This window comes from Pseudomonas sp. MDT1-16 (assembly GCF_054898115.1).
The window spans coordinates 4,838,147-4,863,706 of sequence record NZ_CM142717.1 but is presented as its reverse complement, the minus strand read 5'-3'; the positions used below and the strand labels follow the sequence as shown (position 1 = coordinate 4,863,706).

The window sequence follows — 25,560 nt, the reverse complement described above, 5'->3', positions numbered from 1 at the left end:
ACCCCTAATGTTTGGCATGTCCCACGAGACGTTCCTGCTGCTAGACGCAGTGGTCACGGTAATCGGACTCATCGTCCTGATCACCAAATTCAAGTTTCACCCCTTCATCGCCCTGATCATCGCCGCAGCCTTTCTCGGGCTGACTTCCGGCATGCCAATTGGCACCATCATCAAGGCGTTCCAGGACGGCTTCGGTGGGGTGCTCGGTTTCGTCGGGATCATTCTGGCGCTGGGCACCATGCTCGGCAAAATGATGGCCGAGTCGGGCGGGGCGGATCAGATCGCCCAAACGCTGATTCGCGCGTTCGGTAAGGACAAGGTGCAGTGGGCCATGATGTTCGCGGCCTTCCTGGTCGGCATTCCGCTGTTCTTCGAAATCGGCTTCGTGCTGCTGATTCCGCTGGTGTTCATCGTTGCCCGGCGTACCGGTGTGTCGATCATCAAGATCGGTATCCCGCTGCTGGCCGGTCTTTCGGCCGTGCACGGTCTGGTTCCGCCACATCCGGGTCCGTTGCTGGCCATCGGCGTGTTCGGTGCCGACATCGGTAAAACCATTCTCTACGGCCTGATCGTTGCGCTGCCAACGGCGATCATTGCCGGACCGATCTACGGCACTTTCATTGCCAAATACATCCCCGGCCATCCGAATCAGGAACTGGTGGATCAACTGGCGCGTGATAACGATTCTGCCGATCTCCCGAGCTTCGCCATCACCCTGATCACCGTGCTGTCGCCGGTTTTCCTGATGTTGCTCAAGACCTTTGCCGATGTGGTGCTGCCGGACGGCAACTTTTTCCGCACCTTCATGGACCTGATCGGTCACCCGATTTCGGCACTCCTGCTGGCGTTGCTGTTGTCGCTGTACACCTTCGGCTACAAGCAGGGCGTAGGTTCCAGCCAGATTCTCAAATGGCTGGACGCGAGCCTCGCGCCGACCGCCGCGATCATCCTGATCATTGGCGCCGGTGGTGGCTTCAAGCAGATGCTGGTGACCAGCGGCGTTGGTAATGTCATCGGCAACATGGCGGTGGAAGCGCAGATCTCGCCAATCCTTCTGGCGTGGCTGGTGGCGGCGGTGATCCGTATCGCCACCGGTTCGGCGACCGTGGCGACCATTACCGGCGCCGGCATTGTGGTGCCGGTGGTGGGGATGATTCCGGGTGTGAATCGTGAGCTGCTGGTACTGGCGACCGGTGCCGGTTCGTTGATCCTGTCTCACGTCAACGACGCAGGTTTCTGGCTGGTGAAGCAGTACTTCAACATGACCGTGGCGGAAACCTTCAAGACCTGGACCGCGATGGAAACCATCCTGTCCATCGTTGCGCTGGGCTTTATCCTGCTGTTGTCGCTGTTCGTTTAAAGCACATTCGGCAGACACGAAAAAACCGCAGCCATGCGGTTTTTTTGTGGGTGATGATCGTTCCCACGCTCTGCGTGGGAATGCCGCCATGGACGCTCCGCGTCCACTGTGACGCAGAGCGTCACGGAATGCATTTCCACGCGGAGCGTGGGAACGATCAATGTGTCAGGCGTTGGTCTTGGTGACCAACCCATCCGCCCGAAACATCCCGCGAATCCCGCGTACTGCCTGACGAATTCGGTCCTGGTTTTCGATCAGCGCGAAGCGCACGTGATCATCCCCATACTCCCCAAACCCTACGCCCGGCGAGACGCAAACCTTGGCCTCGGCCAGCAGTTTTTTGGCGAACTCCAGGGAGCCCAAGTGCGCATAAACCTCGGGAATCTTAGCCCAGACATACATCGACGCTTTCGGATTTTCGACCATCCAGCCCAGTTCATGCAGGCCTTTGACCAGCACGTTGCGACGCTGCCGATACTGCTCGGCGATGTCTTTGACGCACTGCTGATCGCCTTCCAGCGCCGCAATGGCCGCGACTTGCAGCGGGGTGAACGTGCCGTAGTCGTGGTAGCTCTTGATCCGCGCCAGGGCGTTGACCAGTTCGGCATTACCGACCATGAAACCAATGCGCCAGCCCGCCATGTTGTAGCTCTTGGACAGAGTGAAAAATTCCACCGCAATGTCCTTGGCGCCCGGCACTTGCATGATCGACGGTGCTTTCCAGCCGTCGTAGACGATGTCGGCGTAAGCCAGGTCGTGCACCACCAACACGTCGTACTGTTTGGCGAGGGCGATCACTCGCTCGAAGAAGTCCAGCTCCACGCATTGAGCAGTGGGATTCGACGGGAAGCCGAGGATCATCATTTTCGGTTTCGGAATCGAGCCGCGTATGGCGCTTTCCAACTCGGCGAAGAAGTCCACGCCCGGAATCAACGGCACCGAACGCACCTGGGCGCCGGCAATCACCGCGCCGTAGATGTGAATCGGGTAGCTCGGGTTCGGCACCAGAACGGTGTCGCCCTGGTCTAGGGTGGCCAGCATCAAATGCGCCAGGCCTTCCTTGGAACCGATGGTCACGATGGCTTCGCTTTCCGGGTCGATGTCGACCTCGTAGCGATCCTTGTACCAATTGGAAATCGCCCGGCGCAGACGCGGAATGCCCTTGGACGTCGAGTAGCCGTGAGTGTCTTCGCGCTGGGCGACGGTGACGAGTTTTTCGACGATGTGCGGCGGTGTCGGGCCGTCAGGATTGCCCATGCTGAAGTCGATGATGTCTTCGCCACGACGACGGGCGGCCATCTTCAGCTCGGCAGTGATGTTGAATACGTAAGGGGGGAGTCGATCTATGCGCGCAAAGCGGCGCGGCGAACCTGGGTTGGCCATTGTTGCCTCGGGTAACGTGAGCGCCCGGAACCGTCCGAGCGACGCTGGTCACTGCGGTGACCTGTGGCGGAATGTAAGGGCTGATGTGGCAAACTGTCCAGCGACTATGTAAACAAATTTGCCCGAAGGGTGACAAACTGCTGCGTTATTCCTATATGGCATCGGCGGCGATCTTCTGCTATTTCGCGGTCTACGTGATCCTATCGGGTTATAACGAGTTCGTCGACGCAGGCGCCGTCGAGCAGTTGCACGCACTGTAATTGGGCGAATCGGGTTTGGCTTCTATACTTCCAGCCGAACCCACTTTTTTGTTCCAGGAGTTGAGTCATGGATGAGCAAGCAGACGTCAAACTGGCCGAGCCACGCTTCGAGAGCGGGCATTTTCTGCTCATTGCCGGGCTTGGCGGACGATTTACCGCGGATACGACCAGTGGCATCCCCGATCTCTGGGAGAAATTCATTCCCGAAATTGGCAAAATTCCCGGTCAAAAGAACGAAGTGACCTACGGCGTCTGCTGCAATCCGGATGGCAAGGGTGGTTTCGAATACATCGCCGGCGTTGAAATCAGCAAACTCGACGACCTGCCTGAGAAGTACCGCTGGATTGAGGTCCAGCCTCAGCACTACGCGGTGTTCGAGCACAAGGGCTCGCTGGATACCTTGCCGCAGACTTTTCAATACATCTGGAAAACCTGGTTGCCGCAGTCCGGTAAAGAAGCGGCGGACGCCCCGGAATTCGAACGCTACAGCGACGACTTCAATCCGAAACTCAACACCGGTGTGCTGGAAATCTGGCTGCCGCTCAAATCGGATTGACCCAAGCCCCGGACGGGCACTTCACTGTGCCCGTTCGTGACTGTCGTTGACTCCTCGCAACACCCCCGCACACCGTCCGTTTCGCTCGATCTATACGCCGTCTTAATACCGTTGCCCCCAATCAGTGTCCGTCCTTGATGCCCCCTCACTTAACCTGCAAGGCGCCGATGAGAGCGCGAATTCAGGGCGTTTTTTTGCACTGACGCGCTCTGCCGGTACCCGATTGCGGGTGTCCTTTCGTTTTGTCAGGGGGAGCTGTCTTGTTAACACTCGAGTTCATTTACATCGCCAGCGGCCTGTGTGCCGCCCTGTTGTTTGTCTACCTGGGTTACGCCCTTATCCGTGCAGAGAAGTTCTGATGGCCGCAGTCATTGCGGCACAGGCTTTTTTATCAGCCCGCCAGGGCGGTCTTGAGAAAGGAAATCGGCAATGTACGACCTGATCTTTATGGGGGTTAGCGTGGTGTTTTTTGCTGCGACAGCCATGGTCATCGTCGCCATGGGCAAGATTTGAACGGAGCATCGACATGTTGAGCACTATGCTGGAATTTGCGGTGATTCTCGGGTTGATGACCGGACTCGCCGTGTTGATGGGCAAGTGGCTGACCCTGGTATTTACCGGGCGCAACCATGCCTTGGCGGAGCGCGCTACTTATCGTCTGCTGGGGATCGATACGGCCGAAACCATGGGCTGGGCACGTTATGGCTCGGCCCTGCTGCTGTCGAACGCGGCGATGATGTTGCTGGGTTACATCGTGTTGCGCTTGCAAGGTTTCATGCCGCTTAACCCCTTGGGGCTGAACGCGCAAACTCCTGATCTGGCGTTCAATACCGCTGCGTCCTTTATCACCAACACCAACTGGCAGGCTTATTCAGGTGAAACCAGCCTGTCCAATTTCAGCCAGATGGCTGTCATCACCTTCCTGATGTTCGTCGGCGCAACAGCGGGCGTTGTGGCGGCGGCGGGTTTCATTCGCGGCCTCAGTCGGTCGAATTCCGCTGATATCGGAAACTACTGGGTGGACTTCACTCGCACGCTGTACCGGGTGATGTTGCCACTGTGTTTTGGCATGGCGCTGGTTTATGTCTGGCAAGGCATGCCGCAGACCCTGAATTCCCAGGCCCTGGCCACCACACTGGAAGGTGCGCAGCAGCAATTGATCGTCGGCGCGGTGGCGAGCTTTGAGTCAATCAAGCACATCGGCACCAACGGCGGCGGTTTCTTCAGCATGAACGCCGCACATCCGTTTGAGAACCCGACTCCGCTGACAAACATGCTGCATATCCTCAGCATGCTGCTGATCCCGTCGGCGCTGACGTACACCTTTGGCAGCATGCTGATGCGTCGGCGTCAGGGCTGGGTATTCTTTGGCACGTTCCTGGTGATGTTCGTCGGCTTTCTGAGCATCGTTTACACGGCTGAACAAAGTGGCAACCCGCTGCTGACCCGGGTGGGCGCGGACCAGGTGCTGTCGGCAACCCAGAGTGGCGGCAACATGGAAGGCAAGGAGCTGCGCTTCGGGATTGCCGACACCAGCCTGTTCGTGACCACCACCACCGGCGCCACCACCGGCTCGGTGAACGCCATGCATGACTCGCTGACACCCATGGGCGGCTTCGTACCGCTGGCGCAGATGATGCTCAATTGCGTGTTCGGTGGTGACGGCGTGGGCTTTATCAACCTGATCCAGTACGCGCTGCTGACGGTGTTTCTGGTGGGCATGATGATCGGCCGCAGTCCCGAATTCCTCGGCAAGAAGATCGAGGCACGGGAGATCAAGCTGGTCATGCTCTCGGTACTGGCGCACCCCATCTGCATTCTCGGCTTCACCGCCCTGGCGGCACTCTGGCCGGACACCCTGAACAGCCTCAACAACCAGGGGCCCCATGGCTTCAGCGAGGTGCTTTATGCCTACACCTCGGGCACTGCCAACAACGGTTCGGCGTTCGCCGGATTGAATGCCAATACGCCGTTCTTCAACACCACAATCGGTCTTGCCATGTTGCTCGGACGTTTCTTCACCATGCTGCCGATGCTCGCGGTCGCAGGTTCTCTGGCGATGAAAAAGAACATCCCGGCCGGTGCCGGCACCATCCCGACCGCCACACCGCTGTTCATGTTCCTGGTGGTGTTCGTGGTGCTGGTGGTGGGCGGCCTGACGTTCCTGCCGGCGCTCGCGCTCGGCCCGCTGGTCGAGCAACTGCAGTTGCTGACCGGCCAGACCTACAAGTGAGGGCGCTGTGATGACTCAAGTACAAACAAAAACCAAGGTGCAATTTCTGTTTACCGGGCTGTTGCGCCCGGTGCTGATTTCGGCGGCGTTCTTCATGCTGCTGACCGGGGTGGCGTATCCGTTGTTCACCACGCTGGTGGCCAACGTGCTGTTCCCGTTTCAGGCCCAGGGCAGCCTGGTTGAACGGGACGGGCTGGTGATCGGTTCGGCGGTGATCGGCCAGCATTTCACCCGCCCCGAATATTTTCAGGGCCGTGCGAGCATGACCCTCGGCGCAGATCCACTGGACCCGAGCAAGAGCGTGGCGCAGCCGTACAACGCAGGTTCCAGTGGCGCCAGCAACCTTGGCCCTACCAGCCAGAAGTTGATCGACGCCGTGGCCATGCGGGTCGAAGCCTACCGCCGGCAGAACGGCCTGGCGGCAGATGCGCAGGTGCCGGTGGATGCGGTCACCTCGTCGGCTTCAGGCCTGGACCCGCATATTTCGGTGGCCAACGCACAGATTCAGGCGGCGCGCGTCGCACGCCTGCGCCACCTGCCGGAAGCCGATCTGTTGAAGCTGGTGAATACCCACACCGAGCAACGCACCTTCGGCCTGCTCGGCGAGCCCCGGGTCAATGTGCTGCAACTCAACCTCGCGCTGGATGCTCTGGCGCCCGCGCATCAGCCACCCCTTGCGGCCAGTGAGTAAGAGAAACAACTATGAGTAAGCAAGCTCGTTTGCCTTTGTTCGACCGTAAGTTGTTGTTCACGGCGTGCCTGGATGCCTTCAAGAAGTTGTTGCCCCAGTCGCAGTGGAAGAACCCGGTGATGTTTGTGGTGTATCTGGGCAGCATTCTCACCACGCTGTTGTGGTTTCAATCACTGGTCGGCAAGGGTGAAGCCTCCAGTGGCTTCATTCTCAGCATCACGTTGTGGCTATGGTTCACCGTGCTGTTCGCCAACTTCGCCGAAGCCCTGGCCGAGGGCCGCAGCCGGGCCCAGGCGGCCAGCTTGCGCGGGATGAAGCGCCAGACCATGGCCAAGCTGTTGCAACAGCCTCGGCATGGCTCCGCCTGGATGCCAGTGCCTTCCAGCGAACTGCTCAAGGACGCGGTGGTGTTGATCGAAGCCGGCGATCTGGTGCCCCTCGATGGCGTGGTGATTGAAGGCGTGGCGTCGGTGGATGAAAGCGCGATTACCGGCGAATCGGCACCGGTGATTCGCGAAGCGGGCGGCGACTTTTCATCGGTCACCGGCGGGACAAAAGTGCTGTCGGACTGGCTGGTGGTGCGCATCAGCGTCAACCCCGGCGAGTCGTTTCTGGATCGCATGATTTCCATGGTCGAATCCGCGAAGCGCCAGAAGACACCCAACGAGGTGGCGCTGACCATTCTGCTGGTGGGTCTGACCTTTCTGTTTCTGCTGGTGATCGTGACGCTGGGCCCGTACTCGATGTTCGCGGTGGCCATGAGCGGAGGCGACGTGGTCAGCGCAACGGTGCTGGTGGCGCTGCTGGTCTGTCTGATCCCCACGACCATTGGCGGTCTGTTGTCGGCTATTGGTGTGGCGGGCATGAGCCGGATGATGGCGGCCAACGTCATTGCCACCTCCGGGAGAGCAGTGGAAGCGGCGGGCGACATTGACGTCCTGCTGTTGGACAAGACCGGCACCATCACCTTGGGTAACCGCCAGGCCAGCAGTTTCCTGCCGGCGCCCGGGGTCAAGGAATCGGAACTGGCCGACGCCGCGCAACTGGCCTCGCTGGCCGACGAAACGCCGGAAGGGCGCAGCATCGTGGTGCTCGCCAAGCAGAAGTTCGACCTGCGGGCGCGGGACCTCAATGCGCTGCGCGCCAGCTTCGTGCATTTCACCGCGCAAACCCGCATGAGCGGCGTCGATCTGGCGGGCGGCCGGAGCATCCGCAAAGGTGCGGCAGATGCCATTCGACTGCACATCGAGGCGCTGGGCGGCAGCTTCCCGCCCGAGTTGCAGGCCAGGGTCGATGAAGTCTCGCGCCGTGGCAGTACACCGCTGGTTGTGTGCGATGGCCAACAGGCATTGGGCGTAGTCGAGCTCAAGGACGTGGTCAAGGGTGGCATCAAAGAGCGCTTTGCCGAACTGCGGCGCATGGGTATCAAGACCGTCATGATCACCGGCGATAACCGCCTGACGGCGGCAGCGATTGCCGTGGAAGCCGGGGTCGACGACTTTCTTGCCGAGGCTCGGCCGGAAGACAAGCTGCAACTGATCCGCGACTACCAGACCCAAGGCAAGCTGGTGGCAATGACCGGAGACGGCACCAACGATGCGCCGGCACTGGCCCAGGCGGACGTGGCGGTGGCTATGAACAGTGGTACTCAGGCCGCCAAGGAAGCGGGCAACATGGTCGATCTGGACAGCAACCCGACCAAGCTGATCGAGGTGGTGGAGGTCGGCAAACAGATGCTCATGACTCGCGGCGCGTTGACTACTTTCAGCGTGGCCAACGATGTGGCCAAGTATTTTGCTATCGTACCGGCCGCATTCGTCGCGACCTACCCGCAACTGGGCGCCCTGAATGTGATGCACCTGAGCAGCCCGAACTCGGCGATTCTCAGCGCGGTGATCTTCAATGCCCTGATCATCGTGTTTCTGATCCCGCTGGCGCTCAAGGGCGTGACCTATCGAGCCATCGGCGCGGCGGCGTTGCTCAATCGCAACCTGCTGATCTATGGACTGGGTGGCGTGCTGGTGCCGTTCGCGGGGATCAAGGTGATCGACATGCTGTTGGCCGGGCTCGGCCTGGTTTGAAAGGACTGACTGCACGGCGCCCTGTGTGGCGCCGTGCAGTTCAAAAGGATTGCCATGCCCGTTATTGATACGTTCATCGCTTCACGTGATGGCCGCCCAGATCCCGACGCGCTGTTGGAGAAGCTGCAACAGGACGAACAGGCCGCCCTGCGCGGGAAACTGCGCATCTATTTCGGTTCCAACGCAGGGGTGGGGAAAACCTGCGCCATGCTCACCGCGGCCCAACGCGAAGTGAACCAGGGCCGTGACCTGGTGGCTGGCGTGATAGAAACCCATGGCCGACGGGAAACCGCGGAACTGCTCGCCGGCCTGGAACTGCTGCCGCGCTACAACGTGATGCATCGCGAGTGCGCCCTCAGCGAGTTCGATCTAAATGCTGCGTTGGCGCGGCGTCCGGCGGTGCTGCTGGTGGATGAACTGGCCCACAGCAACGTTCCCGGTTCGCGTCACCCCAAGCGCTGGCAGGATGTCGAAGAACTGCTGCGCGCCGGCATCGACGTCTGGACCACCCTCAATGTCCAGCACCTGGAAAGTCTCAACGATATCGTCAGCGGGATCATCGGCATCCGGGTGCGCGAGACCGTGCCCGATCATCTGTTCGACGATGCTCATGAAGTGGTGGTGATCGACCTGCCACCCGATGACCTGCTGCGCCGCCTCAAGGAAGGCAAGGTCTACCTGCCGCCCCAGGCCGAGCGCGCGTCCCGGCATTTCTTCCGCAAGGGCAACTTGCTGGCCTTGCGCGAGCTGGCGCTGCGGCGTACCGCTGATCGCGTCGATGCACAGATGCGCGTCTATCGCCGCGAGCGGTCCATCAACACCCTCTGGCCCGCGCGCGAGCGTTTGCTGGTCGGAGTGGCAGGGCACCCTTCGGATGATCGTCTGGTTCGTGAAGCGGCGCGTCTGGCACAAAAGCTTGAGGCGGACTGGATTGTCGTCCATGTGCCTTCGGTGCAGCGCCGTGGCGCAGATGCGAGCCGCTATGCCGCCGCCATGAAGGCCTTGGCGCTGGCCGCCGAATTCGGTGCCGACACCGCCACGCTGTCCGGCATGGACGTGGCCGAGGCGCTGGTGGCGTTTGCTCGTGAGCACAACGCCAACCGCCTGGTGTTGGGGCATTACCCGCGCAAGGTCTGGCAGTTCTGGCACCCGTCGGTCAGTGACCGCATCAGCCGTCGCCATCCCGAGATCGATCAGATTGTCATCGCTCATGGCCCGTTGCCCATGGTGGTTGCGGTTGCGGTGAATACTGATGCAGCGCTGCCACCCAGCAGGGCACCGGCGTATCTGTGGGCCAGCCTGGCCTGTTTTGCCGCCACGGCGGTGGCTGCCTTGCTGTTGCAGGTGTTTGATCTGGCCAACGTGGTCATGCTGTTTTTGCTCACGGTGGTGCTGGTCGCCCTGCGTTATGGGAGAGGGCCAGGTGTCTGGGCAGCGATGCTGGCGGTGCTGTGTTTTGATTTCTTTTTCGTCCAGCCACGCTGGTCGTTCACGGTCAACGACACCCAGTACTTCTTTACCTTCGCCCTGATGCTGGGTATTGCGTTGATCACCGGGCAGCTCACGGCACGCTTGCGTCATGAAGCCCGCACCGCCGCCGGTCGTGAGCGGCGCGCGACGTCGTTGGCCAGGCTGGCGCGCGACTTGTCGGCGGCGCTGACGGTGGAACAGATCACGGAGGTGGCACTGCGCACCTTCAGCGGCGTGTTTGAAGCGCGGGTCGGGCTGACACTGCCGGACGCCACAGACAGTGTCCACGCTCGTGGCGCCGGAGCATTCCCGATCGATGAAAGCATTGCCCAATGGGTTTACGACCATGGCCAACCTGCCGGTCAGGGCACCGATACGCTGGCCGCCGCTCAGGGCCGCTATTTGCCGTTGAAGGCGCCAATGCGCGTGCGCGGAGTGTTGGTGCTCGAGCTGGCTGAACCCGAGCGATTGAACGAGCCGGAAGAGCAGCGCCTGCTTGAGGCCTGCATGAGCCAACTGGCAATCGCGCTGGAGCGGGTGCATTTCGTCGAGGTGGCGCAAAGCACTCTGGTGCAGATGGAGGGTGAGCGCATGCGCAATACCCTGCTGGCCGCGATCTCTCATGACCTGCGCACGCCGCTGACCACCATTATCGGCGCGGCAGATGCAGCGGCGCCCCATGCGCCGCCCGGACCACTGGCGCAGTTGCTGGGCGGTATCCGCGATCAGGCCAGCTCCATGCAGCGGTTGATCGAAAACCTGTTGGACATGGCCCGGATGCAGGAACGCGGTGTACGCCTCAACCGGCAATGGCACTCACTGGAGGAAATCGTCGGCAGCGCTTTGCGTCAACTGCGCGAGCCGTTGGCGCGGCATGTGGTGCGCACCGCGCTGTCGCCGCGGTTGCCGTTGGTGGAAGTCGATGCGCTGTTGATCGAGCGTGTTCTGGTCAACCTGCTGGACAACGCTGCCAAGTACACCCCGGCCGGAACGCTGGTACAGGTTGCGGCCCGGCAAGAGGAGGACAGCATTGTGCTGGAGGTGATCGACGCCGGTCCCGGTTGTCCTCAGGGCATCACGCCTCAGAGCTTGTTCGAACCGTTCACTCGGGGGCAGCAGGAGTCGGCCGTTGCCGGCATCGGCCTTGGGTTGGCGTTGGCAAGACGTATTGTCCAGGCCCATGGCGCAACCATCGAGGCTCAGCCTCAGGCCACCTCGGGCATCCGCTTTGTGATCACTCTACCGGCGGGTCACCCGCCTTCCATGGAATCGCTATGACCAGTGCACGCATCCTCATTGTCGAGGACGAGGCCAACATCCGTCGTTTCGTCGGTATCGCGCTGCAAGACGAAGGTTTTCAGGTGTTCGAGGCCGACAACGTCAAACGCGCCCTGATCCACGCCGCCAGTCGTCAACCGGATCTGGTGATTGTCGATCTGGGCTTGCCCGACGGTGACGGCAAACAATTGATCAGCGAGCTGCGGGGCTGGATGACGGTGCCGATTCTGGTGCTGTCGGCCCGTGATCGTGAAGAGGAGAAAGTGGCCGCACTGGATGCGGGGGCGGACGACTATCTGGTCAAACCCTTCGGCGTGCCCGAGTTGCTCGCGCGTATCCGCGCCCAGTTGCGTCGGCATGTGCAAAACGGGACCACCGCGGTCACCAGCAAGGTGACATTCGGCATGATCGAGGTGGACATGGCCACGCACGAGGTCCGGCGCGAGGACCAACCGGTCCATCTAACGCCCATCGAGTATCGCTTGCTGTGCGCGCTGATTCGCGGACAAAGCCGGGTCATGACCCATCGCCAGCTACTGCTGGAAGTGTGGGGCCTGGATTACGTCGATCGTGCTCACTATCTGCGGGTGCACATGGCGCACTTGCGGCAAAAACTGGAGGCCGATGCGGCCCAGCCGCAGCATTTCATCACCGAATTGCAGGTGGGATATCGCTTGGTGGGGCTGTAAAGCACGGCGGACGCTGGTCGCAGCGCCTGGCCGTGTGTCACTCACTTGTCTTTTTTGATCCGGCGCTCGTGCAGGAAATCGATGTACAGCGTGATGAAACCGAACGAGGTAATGCTGAACAATACGAGTAGGCCGATTTGAGTCGAGCTCATGATCAAAGTCCTGGGGGTGGGGCGAGGAGCGCTCAACCTGCCGTGACAGGGTGTCGTCAATCGTCGAGGACTCAATAGATAATACGAACCCAGGGCCTTGGGTAGCGGTTATATGAAAGCTTTACGGCGCCGTCCTTGAACCCTATGCACTTCATACGAGAGGTGGGTATTGGGCGTTCGAGAGCAAGCAAGTATTGTTAGACTCGGCGAGCGTTATCCTGTCATCTCACTTTGCCCCAAGGTCTGCGCAGCGCCATGAACTCGACGAACCCTGTTATCCGATACGTCCTGCCTGCTGATCTGGACCGCTGCTACGCCATCGAAACCGTGGCCTACGAAGGCGACGAAGCCGCTACGCGCGAAAAGATTGCCACCCGCATCGCCACCTGGCCCGAGGGTTTCATCGTCGCCGAAGTCGATGGCATGGTCGCCGGTTTCATCAATTCCGGTGCGGCGTTTCAGGTGCAAATGTCGGACGAGGCGTTAAAGGAACTGATCGGCCACGACCCGGCCGGCCCGCACGTGGTGATCATGTCGGTGGTGGTGCACCCGGATTACCAGGGTCAAGGTTTGGCGAAACGCTTGATGGGCGAATTCATCGAGCGGATGCGCGCGTTGGGCAAGACCAGCATCAACCTGATGTGCAAGGAGCGGCACATTCCGCTCTATGCCGGGTTCGGGTTTGCCTACATCAAGCCTTCCGCCTCGGACCACGGCGGGATGGCGTGGCATGAGATGGTGTTGGATCTTTGAGAAGAGCAAATGATTTCTTGAGATAAGTTTTTAATGGACTAAATTCAGACCTTGTTGCGTTGGCCATCCTGATCGTTACTGCCCTAACCACCTCAGAAAGTCAGACTCATGCGCCGTTCATACCCGATACGGCCCTTGTAGGCTTCGCCGCTGTCGACCCAGCCGAATTTCGCATAGAGCGCGATGGCGGCCTCGTTGTCCGCATCCACCGATAGCTCCAGCGCTTTGATCTCAGGAAACGCCTGACGCGCCACGTCGGGCAAGGCTTGCAGGCAGGCCTTGCCATAGCCTTTGCCCTGAGCCCGATGATCGACTTGCAGCGCATGCAGGGTGGCGCTGTGTTCATTGGCCCACGCCGGCAATACGGGCGGGCGCTTGAGCAGCAGAAAGGCCACGGGAATTTCCTCGGCCAGCAGCGCAAATCCCTGGACGCCGGGGCCGGGTTTGGACAGCAAGGTGTGCAATGCACCGTGGATGTCGCCGGAAAACTTGATTTGTTCTTTGTGAACTTCAATGGCCTCGACCTGCTGGCGCTGGCGCGCGTTAAGGCTTTCGTAAGGCACGAGTCGGGCTGTCACTGGAGTGTCCTTTTTCCAACATAAATGTGTTTCGGATTCTAACGAGTTTGCGTTCCTGGATTATTTTTATTTGGGCTGTCGATTTGGCTTTTCGCCAGACGACTAGGGGTGTCTTCACCACAAAAACCACGGAGAACCACCATGAACGCTACACACGAGATCCAGACCCTGATCGACACCTATCGTCAGGCGTTCATCGCCAAGGATGTCGAGAAACTCATGTCCCTGTATGCCGACGACATCGTCTCCTACGACGCGGTCAAGGCCCTGCAATTTCGGGGCAAAGCGGCCTACCGCGCGCATTGGCAGGAGTGCTTGGAAATGTGCCAGGGCGCGCACACGTTTGACTTCGACCAAATGAACATCGTGGCGGACGAACACATCGCCTTCGCCCATTGGCTGGCCCATTGCGGCGGCACTAACGAGAAGGGCGAAACCCAGGCCTGCTGGATGCGCGTGACCGCCTGCTATCGGCGCGACGATGGGCAATGGCGCATCGTCCACGAACACTGGTCCGCCCCGTTCGACATGATGAGCGGCACGGCGCTGTTCAACCTGGAACCGTGAGCGTCGGACTGATTTGTCGGGCTGATCGTCGGGAAACAGCGCTAAAGTCTCAATCAGCAGCCATAGTTGATCAGTTCGATCAGGGCAGAGCCCCAAGAATGGAGAGCTTTCCATGAAGTATTTATGCCTGGTCTACAGCAACGAACGCGAGTTGCACTCGCTGCCCGAAAGCCCGGAGGACGCTGAATGCATGGCCTATGCCGAGTCGATCCAGGGCAGCGGCCGAATGGTCGCCGCCGAGGCGCTGGAGTCGGTGCAGACCGCGACCACCGTGCGCATGCGCAACGGCAAAATGTCGATCACCGACGGCCCATTCGCCGAAACCAAGGAGCAGTTGGCCGGCTTCTACCTGATTGATGCCAAGGACCTCAATGAAGCCATCCAGGTCGCCGGCAACATCCCGGCGGCCCGGGTTGGCTGTGTCGAGGTGCGTCCCGTTCGCCAGTTGAGTCCCTGAGTAACATTCACAAAACAGGAGATCTTAATGAGTCCGCAACCCTATAAAAAACAGCCTGCCGAGTGCGAAATGGACCTGTGGGTCGGCGGCCAGTTTCGCACCCTGATGCGCGCACCGGACGGCACAGAGTACCCGACCATCGGCGTGTTTCTGGAAATCGTTGCCCCTGAACGGCTGGTCTTCACTGACGCTTTCACCCCCGGCTGGATTCCTTCGGGCAAGCCGTTCATGTCTGCCGAAGTGACACTCGAAGACCGCGACGGCAAAACCCTCTACACCGCCCGCACCCTGCACTGGAGCGAGGAAGATCGCCAGGCACACGAGGCCATGGGTTTTCACGACGGTTGGGGACAAAGTCTCGATCGACTGGTGACGTTGGTGACGTTGGTGACCGAAGGCATGCCCGACTGATGTCTGGCGAATCGGTACGTGCGCAGGTCGAGCAGGTTTACCGCAAAGACTCGCGGCGAATTCTGGCGACCCTGATCCGGTTGCTCGGCGATTTCGACCTTGCCGAAGAGGCCTTGCACGAGGCGTTTTTCATCGCGGTCGAGCGCTGGCAGCGTGACGGGGTGCCGGACAATCCGCGCACCTGGCTTGTGTCCACGGGGCGCTTCAAGGCCATCGATGTGTTGCGTCGACGCGCACGCTTCATCGCGTCGCAACCGATGTTGATCGCTCAACTGGAGGCGCTGGAGCAGGCCGACTGGAGTGACGAAGACGTGGAAGACGATCGCCTGCGCCTGATCTTCACCTGTTGCCACCCGGCACTCGCGGCGGACGCGCAGGTGCCGTTGACGCTGAGGGAAGTCTGCGACCTGACCACGGAGGAAATCGCCCGGGCCTTTCTGTCGGCGCCTGCGACCATCGCCCAGCGCATTGTGCGCGCCAAGGCCAAAATCCGTGACGCGAAAATTCCTTATCAGGTGCCGACCCTGGCGGAATTGCCCGAGCGCCTGGACAGCGTGCTGCGGGTGATTTACCTGGTGTTCAACGAAGGCTATTCCGCGTCAGTCGGCGCCGAACTGACCCGTGAGGATTTGACCCGCGAAGCGATTCGGCTCGGTCGTTTGTTGATGGAACTGCTGCCCGAATCCGAAGTGATGGGGCTGCTGGCACTGATGCTGCTGCATGAGTCCCGACGTCCGGCGCGGACGTCAGCGAGCGGGGAGTTGATCGTGCTGGATGAGCAGGATCGTACGTTGTGGGACGCCGGGATGATTGCTGAAGGCTGTGCACTGGTGGAGCGGGCGCTGACGACCCGGGGTTTCGGGCCATATTGCTTGCAAGCGGCGATTGCGGCGGTGCATGCCGAAGCGTCCACGGCGGCGCAAACGGACTGGCTGGAGATTGTGGGGCTGTATGACGTGTTGTTGCAGGCGGTGCCTTCGCCGGTGATTGAATTGAACCGTGCGGCGGCGATTTCAAAACGGGATGGGCCGTTGGCGGGGCTGACGTTGGTTGAAGGGATTCTGGCGCGGGGTGAGTTGCTGGATTACCACTTGGCGCACTCGGCACGGGCCGAGTTTTGTCGGCAGTTGGGGCGGGTTGAGGAGGCGAGGGCGGCTTATGAGCGGGCGTTGGAGTTGACGCAGCAGGTGCCGGAACGACGGTTTATTGAGGCCCGGATTAAGGCGTTGGATCGGGGAGTGTCATAAATTTTGTGTTCGGGCATAACATGTTGAAGAGGTGCATGTATGCCGACTAAGAAAAAACCGGCCCGTGAGGCCACGCGAGACCTTCCAACCATTCCCAAAGAGCTGATTGATCAGTTCGTAAACGGCCCGATGAGTGCAGAAGCCATTCAGGACGCCTCGATGGCGTTCAAAAAGGCATTGATCGAGCGAGCCCCGCGCTGCTTGAGCTGCCAGTTCAACGCCAGCCCATCCAGATGCGCGCCACACACCACCAATCGCGCTCGGTCATTACGCGCGGCAGCTGTCAGTGCAGGCGCGGCCGAACCTTGCTGGCGTTGCAAGGCGTCCGCCACGCTCAACAAATATTGATCGGTAAATGCCCGGCCAAACAGCGTTATGCCCCAAGGCAAACCATTACCCATGAAACCGCTGGGCACGGCGACGGCGGCGTAATCGAGCAGGTTCATGAAATGGGTGTAATAGCCCAGTTCCGAATTGCGCAGCACCGGTTCGGCGTCCAGTTCCGCCAGCGTGACGGGGCGGCCGAGGGTGGGTGTGAGCACGCAATCGAGGCCGTCCAGCGCCTTGTCGCAAAGAGCCTTCAGCACTTGCAGTCGATACTGGGCGCGGAACGTTTGCACGCCGTTCACCGCTGGAGCCTTGGCCAGCACCGCGCGAATCACCGGCAGCACCGCTTCCGGGTTTTTCTCCATCAACTCGCCTGCCACGCTGTAGCGTTCGGCCACCCACGGGCCTTCATAAAGCAATCGCGTCTTTCTGAGCGGCCTGGGACGAGACGCTCACGAAGGCTGCGAAAGCAGCGGCAAGCAGGGCGGGTAAACGAAGCTGGGACATGGGTGGTTCTCCAGTTGATCAAGGGCGGGCAGGAGTCAACGCGGCACCGTGAACGGTGGCTTGTCTCCGGGGCTTTTATCCCTCCGTGTAACCTCAACTGGAGGTCGCCAACTCTCGGACCAGCCGCTCGCCTTAGCGAGCCGGACCCTAGTCAGCCATTGCAAATTGTGGAGCCGCGAACCTGTGATGACTCCTGCACGTCTTTGCTAAAGCGAGAGCCGTGCCAAGTTGGTTTGAGCGCTCTGGCTCGGGGGATTACGGGGTCGGCGCGTTGGGACGGGGAGGGGGTGTTGCCTTTTGATGGTGCGTGCTGCACCGCAATGGAACGTGCTGGCCGCTAATCCGTAGGTTTACGTTGCGCCGCAGGGTCCATGGAGGCGCCGTTTTTTATGGGGGAAGGTGAAAACCTTTCATCGGCGACTTGTTTCAATCTATTTCAGGAACGCACCAGATTTGGAATTCGATGTCTGATCTTTCGACTGTCACCGAATAATTGACTGTCGCCTGCCAGCGTCGCTGGTGTGGCTCACTCGCGGTCCAGGAGGCCGCCATGCTCTGTCGAAAAAAGCTCGGCCAAATTCTTCTGATTGTTTTATTGGGATTGTCTCTTGGTGCATGTGTACCCTATTCCGATGGAGGAGCCAGCTACTACAGTTCCGAGGTCTATACCTCGCCAGCGCCAGCCTATTATTCCGGTGGATCTTACTATTCAGGTGACGGCGGTTATTACACGCAACCACGCCGGTACTACGCACCGCCAGCGCGTTATTACCAGCCAACACCGCGGTATTACCACCAGCCGCGGGTGTATCAACCGGCACCACGCTATTACCAGTCGCAACGAGGCGACTATCGGGCCCATCAGAACCACGGTTGGGACGGCCGTAACCGCGGCGGTCGGGACAACGACTATCGCGGACATGGTGGACGGGACAATCGTGGCGGACGCGGCGATCACAACGGTCGCGGCGATCACGATGGCCGAGGCGGCCACCGTTAAACACTCATAAAAAATGCGGCGCATGAAGCGCCGCTTTTTTATGCCCGGATGTCAGGACTCCTACAGATCAGCCAGCGGATGCCGACCTTCCCAGGCCTTGTGGAAATGCGCTTGCACCACCGCATCCGGCACGTTGTTGATGTCCGGCCAGTGCCAGTGAGGTTTCTGATCCTTGTCGATCAACCGCGCACGCACGCCTTCGCTGAACTCTGGATGACGGCAACAGTTGAGGCTCATGGTGTACTCCATCTGAAAGACTTGAGCCAACGACAGGTGCCGGGCGCGGGCGATCTGTTCCCACACCAGATGAGCGGTCAGGGGCGAGCCTTCGCTCATGGTTTTCGCGGCACGACTGAGGAGCAGATCCGTGTTGTCGCGCAACTGGCTGATCGCCTTCCAGGCGCAGCGCACGTCACTGACATCCAGCAGCTCATCAATCTGCTGGCGTCGTGGCAGCCACTGGGCATCGGGCATTTGCGCGAGCGCTTCCTGCTGCAACGCCTTGAGCAGGCTGTTGAGCTGCATCGCCGTCTGTTCCTGCCAGTTCAATTGCAGCAGGCCTTCGATCAGCTTTTCTTGCTGTTCATCGAGCAGGAAACGGTCGGCAAGGTCCAAATCGATCGCATCGCGTCCGTTCATATGGGCGCCGGTCAGGCCGAGGAATAATCCGAGCTTGCCGGGCAGGCGCGACAGAAACCAACTGGCCCCGACATCCGGGTACAAACCGATACTGATTTCCGGCATCGCCAGGCGGCTGCTCGGCGTGACAATCCGGAGGCTCGCCCCTTGCAGCAGCCCCATGCCGCCGCCGAGCACATAGCCATGCCCCCAGCAGATCAGCGGTTTAGGGTACGTGTGCAGATTGAAGTCCAGGCGATATTCCGCCGCAAAAAAGTGCGCGGCCAACGGCGGCACTTCGCCTGGATGGGTGCGACAGGCTTCCACCAGGCTGCGGACTTCACCGCCGGCGCAAAAGGCCTTGGCACCGTTGCCGCGCAACACGACGCAGACGATTTGCGGCTCTTTGGCCCAGGCGTCCAGTTGATCGCGCAAGGCGTTGATCATCGGCAAGGACAGGGCATTGAGGGAATTTTCGGCATCCAGGCTGGCGATGCCGATGCGTGCGCCGTCGGTGCCGGTGAGTTCTTCGAAGTGCAGATTCATCGTGACCTCGATTGGGAATTTGAGCGTTCAGTATGATCGCTATGCAGGAAAGTGCCGGATCTGCGTCAGATCAATTGACAAGCGTGATGGGCTTTCCTAGGGTTCGCTCCATTGTTTTTGCCGGATGTAACCATGACTGCTGACGACCGTATCAAACTCGAACCGAGCTGGAAGGAGGCACTGCGTGCCGAATTCGACCAGCCCTACATGGCAGAGTTGCGCAACTTCCTGCAAGAGGAGCGCGCGGCAGGCAAGGAAATCTACCCGCCAGGACCGATGATTTTCAATGCGCTCAATTCGACGCCGCTGGATAAGGTCAAAGTCGTCATTCTCGGCCAGGACCCGTATCACGGTCCGGGACAGGCCCACGGCTTGTGCTTCTCGGTGCAACCGGGCGTACCGGCGCCGCCGTCATTGGTGAACATCTATAAAGAGTTGAAACGCGACCTGAACATCGACATCCCGGGCCACGGCTGCCTGCAAAGCTGGGCCGACCAGGGCGTGCTGATGATCAACACCACCATGACCGTGGAACGTGCCAACGCCAACGCCCATGCGGGTAAAGGCTGGCAGCACTTTACCGATCGGATTATCGAAGTGGTTAGCGAACACCAACCACATCTGGTGTTTTTGCTGTGGGGCGCGCATGCCCAGAGCAAGCAGAAACTGATCGACGCCACCAAGCACCTGGTGCTGACCTCAGTGCATCCATCACCGTTGTCCGCTTATCGCGGCTTCCTCGGCTGCGGGCACTTCAGCCGAACCAATAAGTATCTTGAGCAGAATGGCGAGACGCCGATCGAATGGCGGTTGCCGCCAGTGGCGTAATGATCGTTCCCCCGCTCTGCGTGGGAATGCAGCCCGGGACGCTCTGCGTCCCATCCAGAGCCGAACGCGGAGCGTCCGTTGAGGCATTCCCACGCGGAGCGTGGGAACGATCAGGTTAGGGGGAGTCGGGCTGCCTATTCCAATACTTGAACAACGGCTCTGCCAGAAACAGCACAAACAACAGCCGCATCACCTGCATCGCCGTCACCAGCGGCACCGACAATTGCAGGGTCTCCGCCGTCAGGCTCATCTCCGCAATCCCGCCGGGCATCATGCCCAAGGTCAGCGAACGCAGATCCAGGTGGGTCAGCGCACTCAACCCCAATGCCGCCAGCGTGGCGATCAACATGGTCAGCACCGTGCCGATCAAGGTCCGGCCCATGAACGACGGGGCGCGACGGAAAAACTGCCGATTGAAGTGACACCCCAACCCGCTGCCAATCAGCCATTGGCCGATCTGGCTGCCGCCGTTGGGCAAACCGATGTGCAGGTCCCAACCAATGCTCACCGCCGCACTCACCAACAACGGCCCGAACAGCCACGGATTGGGTTGACGAAGACGTTCCCAGAGCCACGCCGCCAAGGCCCCCGCCGGGAAGAGAAGAGCGAGCCACCACCCGTTGACGGTGGACGGATGAAAAATCGGTGCATCGCCGCCCAGCAAATACTTGAACGCCGCCGGCACACACAGCACCACCACCAACACCCGCAGACTTTGCCCCGCCGCAACACGGCTGAGCACCGCGCCGTTACGCGCGCCGAGGTTGACCATCTCCCCGGAACCGCCCGGCATGCTGGAAAAGAACGCCGTAGCGCGATCTTCACCGGTACGCCGCATCAACCAGACCCCGACCACGGCCGACAGGCTGGTGACCAACGCACCGAAGAAGATCAGACCGAAGTGGCTCAGGACCTGCTCCATCACCACCGGGGTGAAGTGCAGGCCGATGCCGATACCGACAATCCACTGGCCGCACTTGCGGCCGCCAGGGATTTCCGCCAATTGCCAGGGTGTCAGGCAGCGCACCAGGATGATCGCCAGCAACGAGCCGACCATCCACGGCAGTGGCCAGCCGATCTGACTGGCGAGGTAACCGCCCAGCAGACCGACCAGCGGGGTTCCCCACCAGGCTTTGAAGGGTGTTCGATCAGACATCGGCGATAGCGCGTCGGGCTACCGAACGTTTGCGCCAGATTCGCAGGATCGGCATCAGCAGCATGATTGCGGTCAGCACCCAGACACCAAAGGTGATCGGGCTCGACCAGAGGATTTCCAGCGCACCATTGGAAATCGACAGGGCGCGACGCAGGTTCTGCTCCATCAGGCCGCCGAGAATGAAGCCCAACAGGACCGGCGACAACGGGAAGTCCAGCTTGCGCAGGATGTAACCGAAGATGCCGATGCCGATCATCAGGAACAAGTCGAAGGTGGTGGCATGCACCGCGTAGACGCCGATCCCGGTGATGATCGCAATCACGGGCACCAGCGCCCAGTTCGGCACGGCAAGGATGCGGGTGAAGATGCGGATCATCGGGATGTTGAGGATCACCAGCATGATGTTGGCGACGAACAACGAAGCGATCAGGCCCCAGACGATGTCGGGTTGCTGTTGGAACAGCAGCGGACCCGGGGTGATGTTGTACAGCGACAGAGCGCCGATCATCACCGCCGTGGTGCCGGAGCCCGGAACACCGAGGGTCAGCATCGGCACCAGGGCACCGCAGGCTGCGCCACCGATGGCGGTTTCCGGAGCCGCGAGGCCGCGCATGTCGCCTTGTCCGAACGTGCCCTTGGCGCCGGCGATACGTTTTTCGGTCATGTAGGCCACGGCACTGGCCAGCGTTGCGCCGGCACCCGGCAGAACGCCCATGATGAAACCGAGCAGACCGCAACGGATGTTCACCACGAACACTGATGACGCTTCCTTGAAGTTGAACATCATCCGGCCGGTCGCTTTCACCGCTTCCTGGCCGCGATGGGTTTTTTCCAGCAACAGAAGGATTTCACTGATGGAGAACAAGCCCAGCACCAGCACAACGAACTGAATGCCGTCAGTCAAATGGATGTTGTCCCCGGTGAAACGGTACACGCCGCTGTTGGCATCGATCCCGACGGTCGACAGAAACAGGCCGATCAGCGCGGCAATAAACGTCTTCAATGGTCGATCACCGGCCATGCCGCCCAGGCAGACAATCGCGAACACCATCAGCACGAAATACTCCGCCGGTCCAAAGGCAATCGCCCATTTCGCCAGCAGCGGGGCGAACAGCACCATGCCGCACGTAGCGATGAACGCACCGATGAACGAACTCCACGCCGACAGCGACAACGCTACACCGGCCAGACCTTTGCGGGCCATTGGGTAACCGTCGAGGGTGGTCATGACGGTGGAGGCTTCGCCCGGAATGTTCAGCAGGATCGAGCTGATCCGGCCGCCGTATTCACAACCCAGGTACACCGCCGCCAGCAGGATCAGCGCCGACTCCGGTGGCAGACCGAGGGCGAACGCGATCGGAATCAGCAACGCCACGCCGTTGATCGGGCCCAGGCCTGGCAACAGCCCGACGACGGTGCCGATCAGGGTGCCGCACAGCGCGGTCACCAAATTGTACGGGCTCAGCGCGATGCCGAAGCCCTGACCCAAATAGCCAAGAGTATCCATATCAGTTCTCCAGAACGTCGAGCACGCCCAGCGGCAGTGGCACGTCCATCACCTTGTCGAACAGCAGATAAAGACCGATCGCCATCAGGCTGATGATCACCACGCTGGGCAGCCAGCGGCCGCCATACAGGCGTGCCATAGGAATTCCAATCAGAATGCTGGCGACAATGAAACCAAGGGGTTCGAAGGTCCCGGCGAACACCAGCAACAGCACGACGCAGATGCCGATTTTGGTCAGGGTTTCACGGTCAAGTTTCGGGTCATCGTCACTGTGCACAATCGGCGTCGGGCGAAACACCATGTACAGCAGGCCAAGGCCCATCAGGCCGAGCATCAACAGCGGGAAGGCTCGCGGCCCCACCGGTTCGTAGGAAAAAGACGCTTGATACGGCCACGCCATCAGTGCCAGGCCAACACAGGCCAGCAACAGCACCGAAGCAAAAATGCGTTGTAAGAACATGGGAAACTCCTGTGCCGCGGCCCCGCAGAACGGGGGCCACAGCCGCTAGACAGAGGCGATCACTGAATCAGGCCGAACTCTTTGGCCAGCACTTTGTAGTCCGCAACCTGCTTCTTCACGTAGGTGTCCAGCTCCGGGCCGGTCATGGCGAACGGGAAGAGCTCACGTTGATCGCGCAGCTTGGCGAAATCGTCGGATGCCAGCAGTTTGTCGAAGGCGTCTTTCCACCAGGCGTAGTCTTCGTCGCTGACTTTTGGCCCGAGGTAGAAGCCGCGAACCACTGGCCAGACGATGTCGTAGCCTTGCTCTTTAGCGGTCGGAATATCTTTCATTTCCGGCTCGTCCAGACGCTTCTCGGAGAACACCGCCAGCAAGCGCATGTCCCCGCTCTGGATGTGCGGCATGGAGTCGGAGATGTCGGTGCTGCCCACCTGGATGTGGCCGCCGAGCAGGGCAGTGGCGATTTCACCGCCGCCTTCGAGGGCGACGTAACGCAGGTCGCGCGGATTGATCCCGGCAGCCTTGGCGATCAGGGCGGTTTGCATCCAGTCCTGGCTGCCGACGGTGCCGCCGGAGCCGATCACCACTTTGCTCGGATCTTTCTTCAACGCCTGAACCAGATCGTCCAGCGTCTTGTAAGGCGAATCGCTTTTCACCGCGATGGCGCCATAGCTTGTTCCAACCGCCGCCAGCCAGCGCACGGCGTTTTCATCGAAACGACCGAACTTGCCTTGGGCCAGATTCAGTAGCGAACCACTGGACCACGCCACCAGCGTACCGGCGTCGGCAGGACGCTGAGCGACCACCGCGTTGTACGCCACTGCGCCGACACCGCCGGGCATGTAGGTCACGCGCATCGGTTTGGTCAGCAGCTTCTCGTTGACCAGCGCGGTTTGCGCCAGTTTGCAGGTCAGGTCGAAACCGCCGCCTGGCGAGGCCGGGGCGATGCATTCCGGGCGCTTCGGCTCGGCCAACAACTGGCCGGCGAACAGCAGGGCGCTGGCGGTGAGAGCAATTTTACGCAGTGACAAATTCATTGGGTTCTCCACAGATTTTTTATTGTATGGATGTGTAGGAGCTGCCGAAGGCTGCGATCTTTTAGCCTTCGGCGGTTCAATCAATTACCAAAGTGCAACGCTATAGCTCACCAGCAGACGCACTTCATCGGCATCGCGAGCGGAGTAGTTTGAACGGTAGGTGGCATTACGCAGGCGTACGGCGACGTCCTTGAGCGCGCCGCTTTGTACGACATATTTGATCTCGGTGTTGCGTTCCCACTCTTTACCTTCGTCACCGTTCTTGAGCTTGATGTTGTCGCCGCTCAGGTAACGGCTCATGAAACTCAGGCCGGGGAGGCCGAGTTTGGCGAAGTCATAGTCGTAGCGCGCTTGCCAGGAACGTTCTTCGGCTGCGGCAAAGTCGTTGATCTGTACGAAGTTGACCAGGTACGGGTCGGCGCCATCAACATAGGGGAACGCGCTGTCACCGGACATGTGCTGATAACCGGCGCTGAACTTATGCCCGCTCAAGGCGTAGCTCACCAGACCGCTCAGGGATTTGTTGTCGATCTTGCCGCCACGGGCCGCGCCTTGGTCATCACTGATGGCCAGTCGCAGGTCGGTGCCGAAAGTGCCAGGGCCGAACGGCTGCGAGGCGACGACGCCGAGGAAGTGTTGGTTATAGACTTCATCGAGTTGCGCGAAGTGGTAGCTGCCGGTGATTTTGTCGGTGAACTTGTAGTCCATGCCGCCAAAATCGAAGTGCTTGCCAGCGGCGGTGCCGGCAAAACGGCTGTTCTTGTTGTTGAGGGCAATGTCCTCGAAGTCGGTGCTGTCGCGGTCCTTGGCTTTCTCCAGACGGCCGCCGGTGAAGGTCAGGTTCTTGATCTCTTTGGAGGTCAGCAGGCCGCCTTCAAAGGTCTGCGGCAGGATGCGTCCGTCGTTGGGCTTGAGGATTGGCAGCTCCGGAATCAGGCTGCCGATTTTAAGTTCCGTCGCCGAAATCTTCACTTTGCCGGTCAGGCCGAGTTTGGAGTACTCATCGGCCGCGCGGCCATCATCGTGGGTTGGCAACAGGCCGGTGCCGGTACGGTCGGGACTCGAATCGAGTTTAACTCCGAGCATGCCCAGCGCATCGACACCAAACCCCACGGTGCCGTCGGTATAACCCGATTGCAGATTGAGCATGAAGCCCTGGGCCCATTCGTCACGCTTGGATTGTTGGGCGCTGGTGCCGCTGCGAAAGTCGCGGTTGAAGTACATGTTGCGGGTTTCAAGCGTTGCCGTACTGTCTTCGAAGAAGGCAGCCTGGCTCAACGGCGAAAAGCCGGCGAAGGCGGCGGCACTGGCGAGGGCGGTCTGGCTGAGGCGGGGGAAACGAGCAGGCGGGCGAGCCTGAAGCTGCATGGACAGCATCGTGTGGTACTCCGTTTATTGTTCTTGTTGG

At 60.3% G+C, this 25,560-nt stretch carries 23 protein-coding genes, 3 pseudogenes and 1 riboswitch; of the genes and pseudogenes, 17 read left to right on the top strand and 9 right to left on the bottom strand.

The genetic code is table 11. The features are described 5' to 3' along the window. Positions 1 to 7 precede the first annotated feature (7 nt). The gene (locus tag ACYZT3_RS22275; protein WP_282377250.1) at positions 8 to 1,360 is read left to right on the top strand and encodes a GntP family permease; all 1,353 of its coding nucleotides are present in this window, start codon (positions 8 to 10) and stop codon (positions 1,358 to 1,360) included. Positions 1,361 to 1,525: 165 nt separating this feature from the next. On the opposite strand, the gene alaC is transcribed toward ACYZT3_RS22275, so the two are convergent. Next, on the bottom strand, positions 1,526 to 2,743 hold the full coding sequence (alaC, locus tag ACYZT3_RS22270) for an alanine transaminase (protein ID WP_462030781.1): 1,218 nt from the start codon (positions 2,741 to 2,743) through the stop codon (positions 1,526 to 1,528). Positions 2,744 to 2,871: 128 nt separating this feature from the next. On the opposite strand from alaC, the pseudogene ACYZT3_RS22265 reads away from it, so the two are divergent. The 9 genes and pseudogenes from ACYZT3_RS22265 to ACYZT3_RS22225 all read left to right on the top strand — a co-directional run. Then, a pseudogene (locus tag ACYZT3_RS22265) lies at positions 2,872 to 3,003 on the top strand (LysE family translocator); the annotation flags it as partial. Positions 3,004 to 3,070: 67 nt separating this feature from the next. After that, entirely contained in the window at positions 3,071 to 3,559 is a 489-nt protein-coding gene (locus ACYZT3_RS22260) for a GyrI-like domain-containing protein (RefSeq protein WP_282377248.1), read from the top strand. Positions 3,560 to 3,819: 260 nt separating this feature from the next. Continuing rightward, positions 3,820 to 3,918 carry a K(+)-transporting ATPase subunit F gene (kdpF, locus tag ACYZT3_RS22255; RefSeq protein WP_282377247.1) on the top strand — a complete coding sequence of 33 codons (99 nt, stop codon included), beginning with the start codon at positions 3,820 to 3,822 and terminating at the stop codon, positions 3,916 to 3,918. Positions 3,919 to 4,085: 167 nt separating this feature from the next. After that, the gene (kdpA, locus tag ACYZT3_RS22250) at positions 4,086 to 5,792 is read left to right on the top strand and encodes a potassium-transporting ATPase subunit KdpA (protein ID WP_282377246.1); all 1,707 of its coding nucleotides are present in this window, start codon (positions 4,086 to 4,088) and stop codon (positions 5,790 to 5,792) included. Positions 5,793 to 5,802: 10 nt separating this feature from the next. After that, positions 5,803 to 6,483 (top strand): K(+)-transporting ATPase subunit C, encoded by a 681-nt coding sequence (gene kdpC, locus ACYZT3_RS22245; RefSeq protein WP_462030780.1) that lies wholly within the window; start codon positions 5,803 to 5,805, stop codon positions 6,481 to 6,483. 11 nt (positions 6,484 to 6,494) lie between these two features. After that, on the top strand, positions 6,495 to 8,564 hold the full coding sequence (kdpB, locus tag ACYZT3_RS22240) for a potassium-transporting ATPase subunit KdpB (protein ID WP_282377244.1): 2,070 nt from the start codon (positions 6,495 to 6,497) through the stop codon (positions 8,562 to 8,564). A 54-nt stretch (positions 8,565 to 8,618) separates the two neighbouring features. Then, positions 8,619 to 11,312 carry a DUF4118 domain-containing protein gene (locus tag ACYZT3_RS22235; RefSeq protein ID WP_462030779.1) on the top strand — a complete coding sequence of 898 codons (2,694 nt, stop codon included), beginning with the start codon at positions 8,619 to 8,621 and terminating at the stop codon, positions 11,310 to 11,312. After that, positions 11,309 to 12,001 carry a response regulator gene (locus ACYZT3_RS22230; protein ID WP_282377242.1) on the top strand — a complete coding sequence of 231 codons (693 nt, stop codon included), beginning with the start codon at positions 11,309 to 11,311 and terminating at the stop codon, positions 11,999 to 12,001. Before ACYZT3_RS22235 ends, ACYZT3_RS22230 begins: the two co-directional genes overlap by 4 nt. Positions 12,002 to 12,408: 407 nt before the next feature. After that, on the top strand, positions 12,409 to 12,906 hold the full coding sequence (locus ACYZT3_RS22225) for a GNAT family N-acetyltransferase (protein WP_282377241.1): 498 nt from the start codon (positions 12,409 to 12,411) through the stop codon (positions 12,904 to 12,906). A gap of 92 nt (positions 12,907 to 12,998) precedes the next feature. On the opposite strand, the gene ACYZT3_RS22220 is transcribed toward ACYZT3_RS22225, so the two are convergent. Beyond that, positions 12,999 to 13,484: a GNAT family N-acetyltransferase gene (locus ACYZT3_RS22220; RefSeq protein ID WP_462030778.1), complete on the bottom strand. Its 486-nt coding sequence runs from the start codon at positions 13,482 to 13,484 to the stop codon at positions 12,999 to 13,001. Between the two features lie 141 nt (positions 13,485 to 13,625). Between ACYZT3_RS22220 and ACYZT3_RS22215 the strand changes: the two genes are divergently transcribed. The 5 genes and pseudogenes from ACYZT3_RS22215 to ACYZT3_RS22195 all read left to right on the top strand — a co-directional run. Continuing rightward, complete coding sequence (locus ACYZT3_RS22215; protein WP_462030777.1) at positions 13,626 to 14,051, top strand: YybH family protein; 426 nt, start codon at positions 13,626 to 13,628, stop codon at positions 14,049 to 14,051. A 112-nt stretch (positions 14,052 to 14,163) separates the two neighbouring features. Beyond that, positions 14,164 to 14,508 carry a YciI family protein gene (locus ACYZT3_RS22210; protein WP_282377237.1) on the top strand — a complete coding sequence of 115 codons (345 nt, stop codon included), beginning with the start codon at positions 14,164 to 14,166 and terminating at the stop codon, positions 14,506 to 14,508. A 27-nt stretch (positions 14,509 to 14,535) separates the two neighbouring features. Continuing rightward, positions 14,536 to 14,919: an SRPBCC domain-containing protein gene (locus ACYZT3_RS22205; RefSeq protein WP_462030776.1), complete on the top strand. Its 384-nt coding sequence runs from the start codon at positions 14,536 to 14,538 to the stop codon at positions 14,917 to 14,919. Then, a complete protein-coding gene (locus ACYZT3_RS22200; RefSeq protein ID WP_462030775.1) occupies positions 14,919 to 16,166 on the top strand; it encodes an RNA polymerase sigma factor in 1,248 nt (415 codons plus the stop codon). The genes ACYZT3_RS22205 and ACYZT3_RS22200 overlap by 1 nt, the downstream gene beginning before the upstream one ends. A 39-nt stretch (positions 16,167 to 16,205) precedes the next feature. After that, positions 16,206 to 16,358 (top strand): annotated as a pseudogene (locus tag ACYZT3_RS22195) (IS256 family transposase); the annotation flags it as partial. Here ACYZT3_RS22195 and ACYZT3_RS22190 read toward each other — a convergent pair. Beyond that, positions 16,346 to 16,927: pseudogene (locus ACYZT3_RS22190) on the bottom strand (amidase family protein); the annotation flags it as partial. The pseudogenes ACYZT3_RS22195 and ACYZT3_RS22190 sit on opposite strands and share 13 nt — an antisense overlap. A 135-nt stretch (positions 16,928 to 17,062) precedes the next feature. Next, positions 17,063 to 17,162: riboswitch (guanidine-I (ykkC/yxkD leader) on the bottom strand. Positions 17,163 to 17,550: 388 nt separating this feature from the next. On the opposite strand from ACYZT3_RS22190, the gene ACYZT3_RS22185 reads away from it, so the two are divergent. After that, positions 17,551 to 18,000 carry a hypothetical protein gene (locus tag ACYZT3_RS22185; RefSeq protein ID WP_282377233.1) on the top strand — a complete coding sequence of 150 codons (450 nt, stop codon included), beginning with the start codon at positions 17,551 to 17,553 and terminating at the stop codon, positions 17,998 to 18,000. A gap of 60 nt (positions 18,001 to 18,060) precedes the next feature. On the opposite strand, the gene ACYZT3_RS22180 is transcribed toward ACYZT3_RS22185, so the two are convergent. Continuing rightward, positions 18,061 to 19,164, bottom strand: a complete 1,104-nt coding sequence (locus tag ACYZT3_RS22180) for an enoyl-CoA hydratase/isomerase family protein (protein WP_462030774.1) — start codon at positions 19,162 to 19,164, stop codon at positions 18,061 to 18,063. Between the two features lie 132 nt (positions 19,165 to 19,296). On the opposite strand from ACYZT3_RS22180, the gene ung reads away from it, so the two are divergent. Beyond that, positions 19,297 to 19,992, top strand: a complete 696-nt coding sequence (ung, locus tag ACYZT3_RS22175) for a uracil-DNA glycosylase (protein ID WP_462030773.1) — start codon at positions 19,297 to 19,299, stop codon at positions 19,990 to 19,992. A gap of 115 nt (positions 19,993 to 20,107) precedes the next feature. Here ung and ACYZT3_RS22170 read toward each other — a convergent pair whose 3' ends face one another. The 5 genes from ACYZT3_RS22170 to ACYZT3_RS22150 all read right to left on the bottom strand — a co-directional run bounded on the left by ACYZT3_RS22170 (position 20,108) and on the right by ACYZT3_RS22150 (position 25,529). After that, complete coding sequence (locus tag ACYZT3_RS22170; protein ID WP_462030772.1) at positions 20,108 to 21,148, bottom strand: AbrB family transcriptional regulator; 1,041 nt, start codon at positions 21,146 to 21,148, stop codon at positions 20,108 to 20,110. Continuing rightward, entirely contained in the window at positions 21,141 to 22,655 is a 1,515-nt protein-coding gene (locus tag ACYZT3_RS22165) for a tripartite tricarboxylate transporter permease (RefSeq protein WP_462030771.1), read from the bottom strand. The genes ACYZT3_RS22170 and ACYZT3_RS22165 overlap by 8 nt, the downstream gene beginning before the upstream one ends. A 1-nt stretch (position 22,656) precedes the next feature. Further along, positions 22,657 to 23,115, bottom strand: a complete 459-nt coding sequence (locus tag ACYZT3_RS22160; protein ID WP_462030770.1) for a tripartite tricarboxylate transporter TctB family protein — start codon at positions 23,113 to 23,115, stop codon at positions 22,657 to 22,659. Between the two features lie 59 nt (positions 23,116 to 23,174). Further along, positions 23,175 to 24,152 carry a Bug family tripartite tricarboxylate transporter substrate binding protein gene (locus ACYZT3_RS22155; RefSeq protein ID WP_462030769.1) on the bottom strand — a complete coding sequence of 326 codons (978 nt, stop codon included), beginning with the start codon at positions 24,150 to 24,152 and terminating at the stop codon, positions 23,175 to 23,177. Between the two features lie 84 nt (positions 24,153 to 24,236). Beyond that, positions 24,237 to 25,529 carry an OprD family porin gene (locus ACYZT3_RS22150; protein ID WP_462030768.1) on the bottom strand — a complete coding sequence of 431 codons (1,293 nt, stop codon included), beginning with the start codon at positions 25,527 to 25,529 and terminating at the stop codon, positions 24,237 to 24,239. Positions 25,530 to 25,560 lie beyond the last annotated feature (31 nt).

Coding starts and splice junctions, on each gene's coding strand:
- ACYZT3_RS22170 (WP_462030772.1), bottom strand. CDS start 21,148: ATGTCTGATCGAACACCCTTCAAAGCCTGGTGGGGAACCCCGCTGGTC.
- ACYZT3_RS22235 (WP_462030779.1), top strand. CDS start 8,619: ATGCCCGTTATTGATACGTTCATCGCTTCACGTGATGGCCGCCCAGAT.
- ACYZT3_RS22275 (WP_282377250.1), top strand. CDS start 8: ATGTTTGGCATGTCCCACGAGACGTTCCTGCTGCTAGACGCAGTGGTC.
- ACYZT3_RS22260 (WP_282377248.1), top strand. CDS start 3,071: ATGGATGAGCAAGCAGACGTCAAACTGGCCGAGCCACGCTTCGAGAGC.
- ACYZT3_RS22165 (WP_462030771.1), bottom strand. CDS start 22,655: ATGGATACTCTTGGCTATTTGGGTCAGGGCTTCGGCATCGCGCTGAGC.
- kdpA (WP_282377246.1), top strand. CDS start 4,086: ATGTTGAGCACTATGCTGGAATTTGCGGTGATTCTCGGGTTGATGACC.
- ACYZT3_RS22215 (WP_462030777.1), top strand. CDS start 13,626: ATGAACGCTACACACGAGATCCAGACCCTGATCGACACCTATCGTCAG.
- ACYZT3_RS22200 (WP_462030775.1), top strand. CDS start 14,919: ATGTCTGGCGAATCGGTACGTGCGCAGGTCGAGCAGGTTTACCGCAAA.
- ACYZT3_RS22210 (WP_282377237.1), top strand. CDS start 14,164: ATGAAGTATTTATGCCTGGTCTACAGCAACGAACGCGAGTTGCACTCG.
- alaC (WP_462030781.1), bottom strand. CDS start 2,743: ATGGCCAACCCAGGTTCGCCGCGCCGCTTTGCGCGCATAGATCGACTC.
- ung (WP_462030773.1), top strand. CDS start 19,297: ATGACTGCTGACGACCGTATCAAACTCGAACCGAGCTGGAAGGAGGCA.
- ACYZT3_RS22230 (WP_282377242.1), top strand. CDS start 11,309: ATGACCAGTGCACGCATCCTCATTGTCGAGGACGAGGCCAACATCCGT.
- ACYZT3_RS22155 (WP_462030769.1), bottom strand. CDS start 24,152: ATGAATTTGTCACTGCGTAAAATTGCTCTCACCGCCAGCGCCCTGCTG.
- ACYZT3_RS22185 (WP_282377233.1), top strand. CDS start 17,551: ATGCTCTGTCGAAAAAAGCTCGGCCAAATTCTTCTGATTGTTTTATTG.
- ACYZT3_RS22180 (WP_462030774.1), bottom strand. CDS start 19,164: ATGAATCTGCACTTCGAAGAACTCACCGGCACCGACGGCGCACGCATC.
- ACYZT3_RS22205 (WP_462030776.1), top strand. CDS start 14,536: ATGAGTCCGCAACCCTATAAAAAACAGCCTGCCGAGTGCGAAATGGAC.
- kdpB (WP_282377244.1), top strand. CDS start 6,495: ATGAGTAAGCAAGCTCGTTTGCCTTTGTTCGACCGTAAGTTGTTGTTC.
- kdpC (WP_462030780.1), top strand. CDS start 5,803: ATGACTCAAGTACAAACAAAAACCAAGGTGCAATTTCTGTTTACCGGG.
- ACYZT3_RS22160 (WP_462030770.1), bottom strand. CDS start 23,115: ATGTTCTTACAACGCATTTTTGCTTCGGTGCTGTTGCTGGCCTGTGTT.
- ACYZT3_RS22225 (WP_282377241.1), top strand. CDS start 12,409: ATGAACTCGACGAACCCTGTTATCCGATACGTCCTGCCTGCTGATCTG.
- ACYZT3_RS22150 (WP_462030768.1), bottom strand. CDS start 25,529: ATGCTGTCCATGCAGCTTCAGGCTCGCCCGCCTGCTCGTTTCCCCCGC.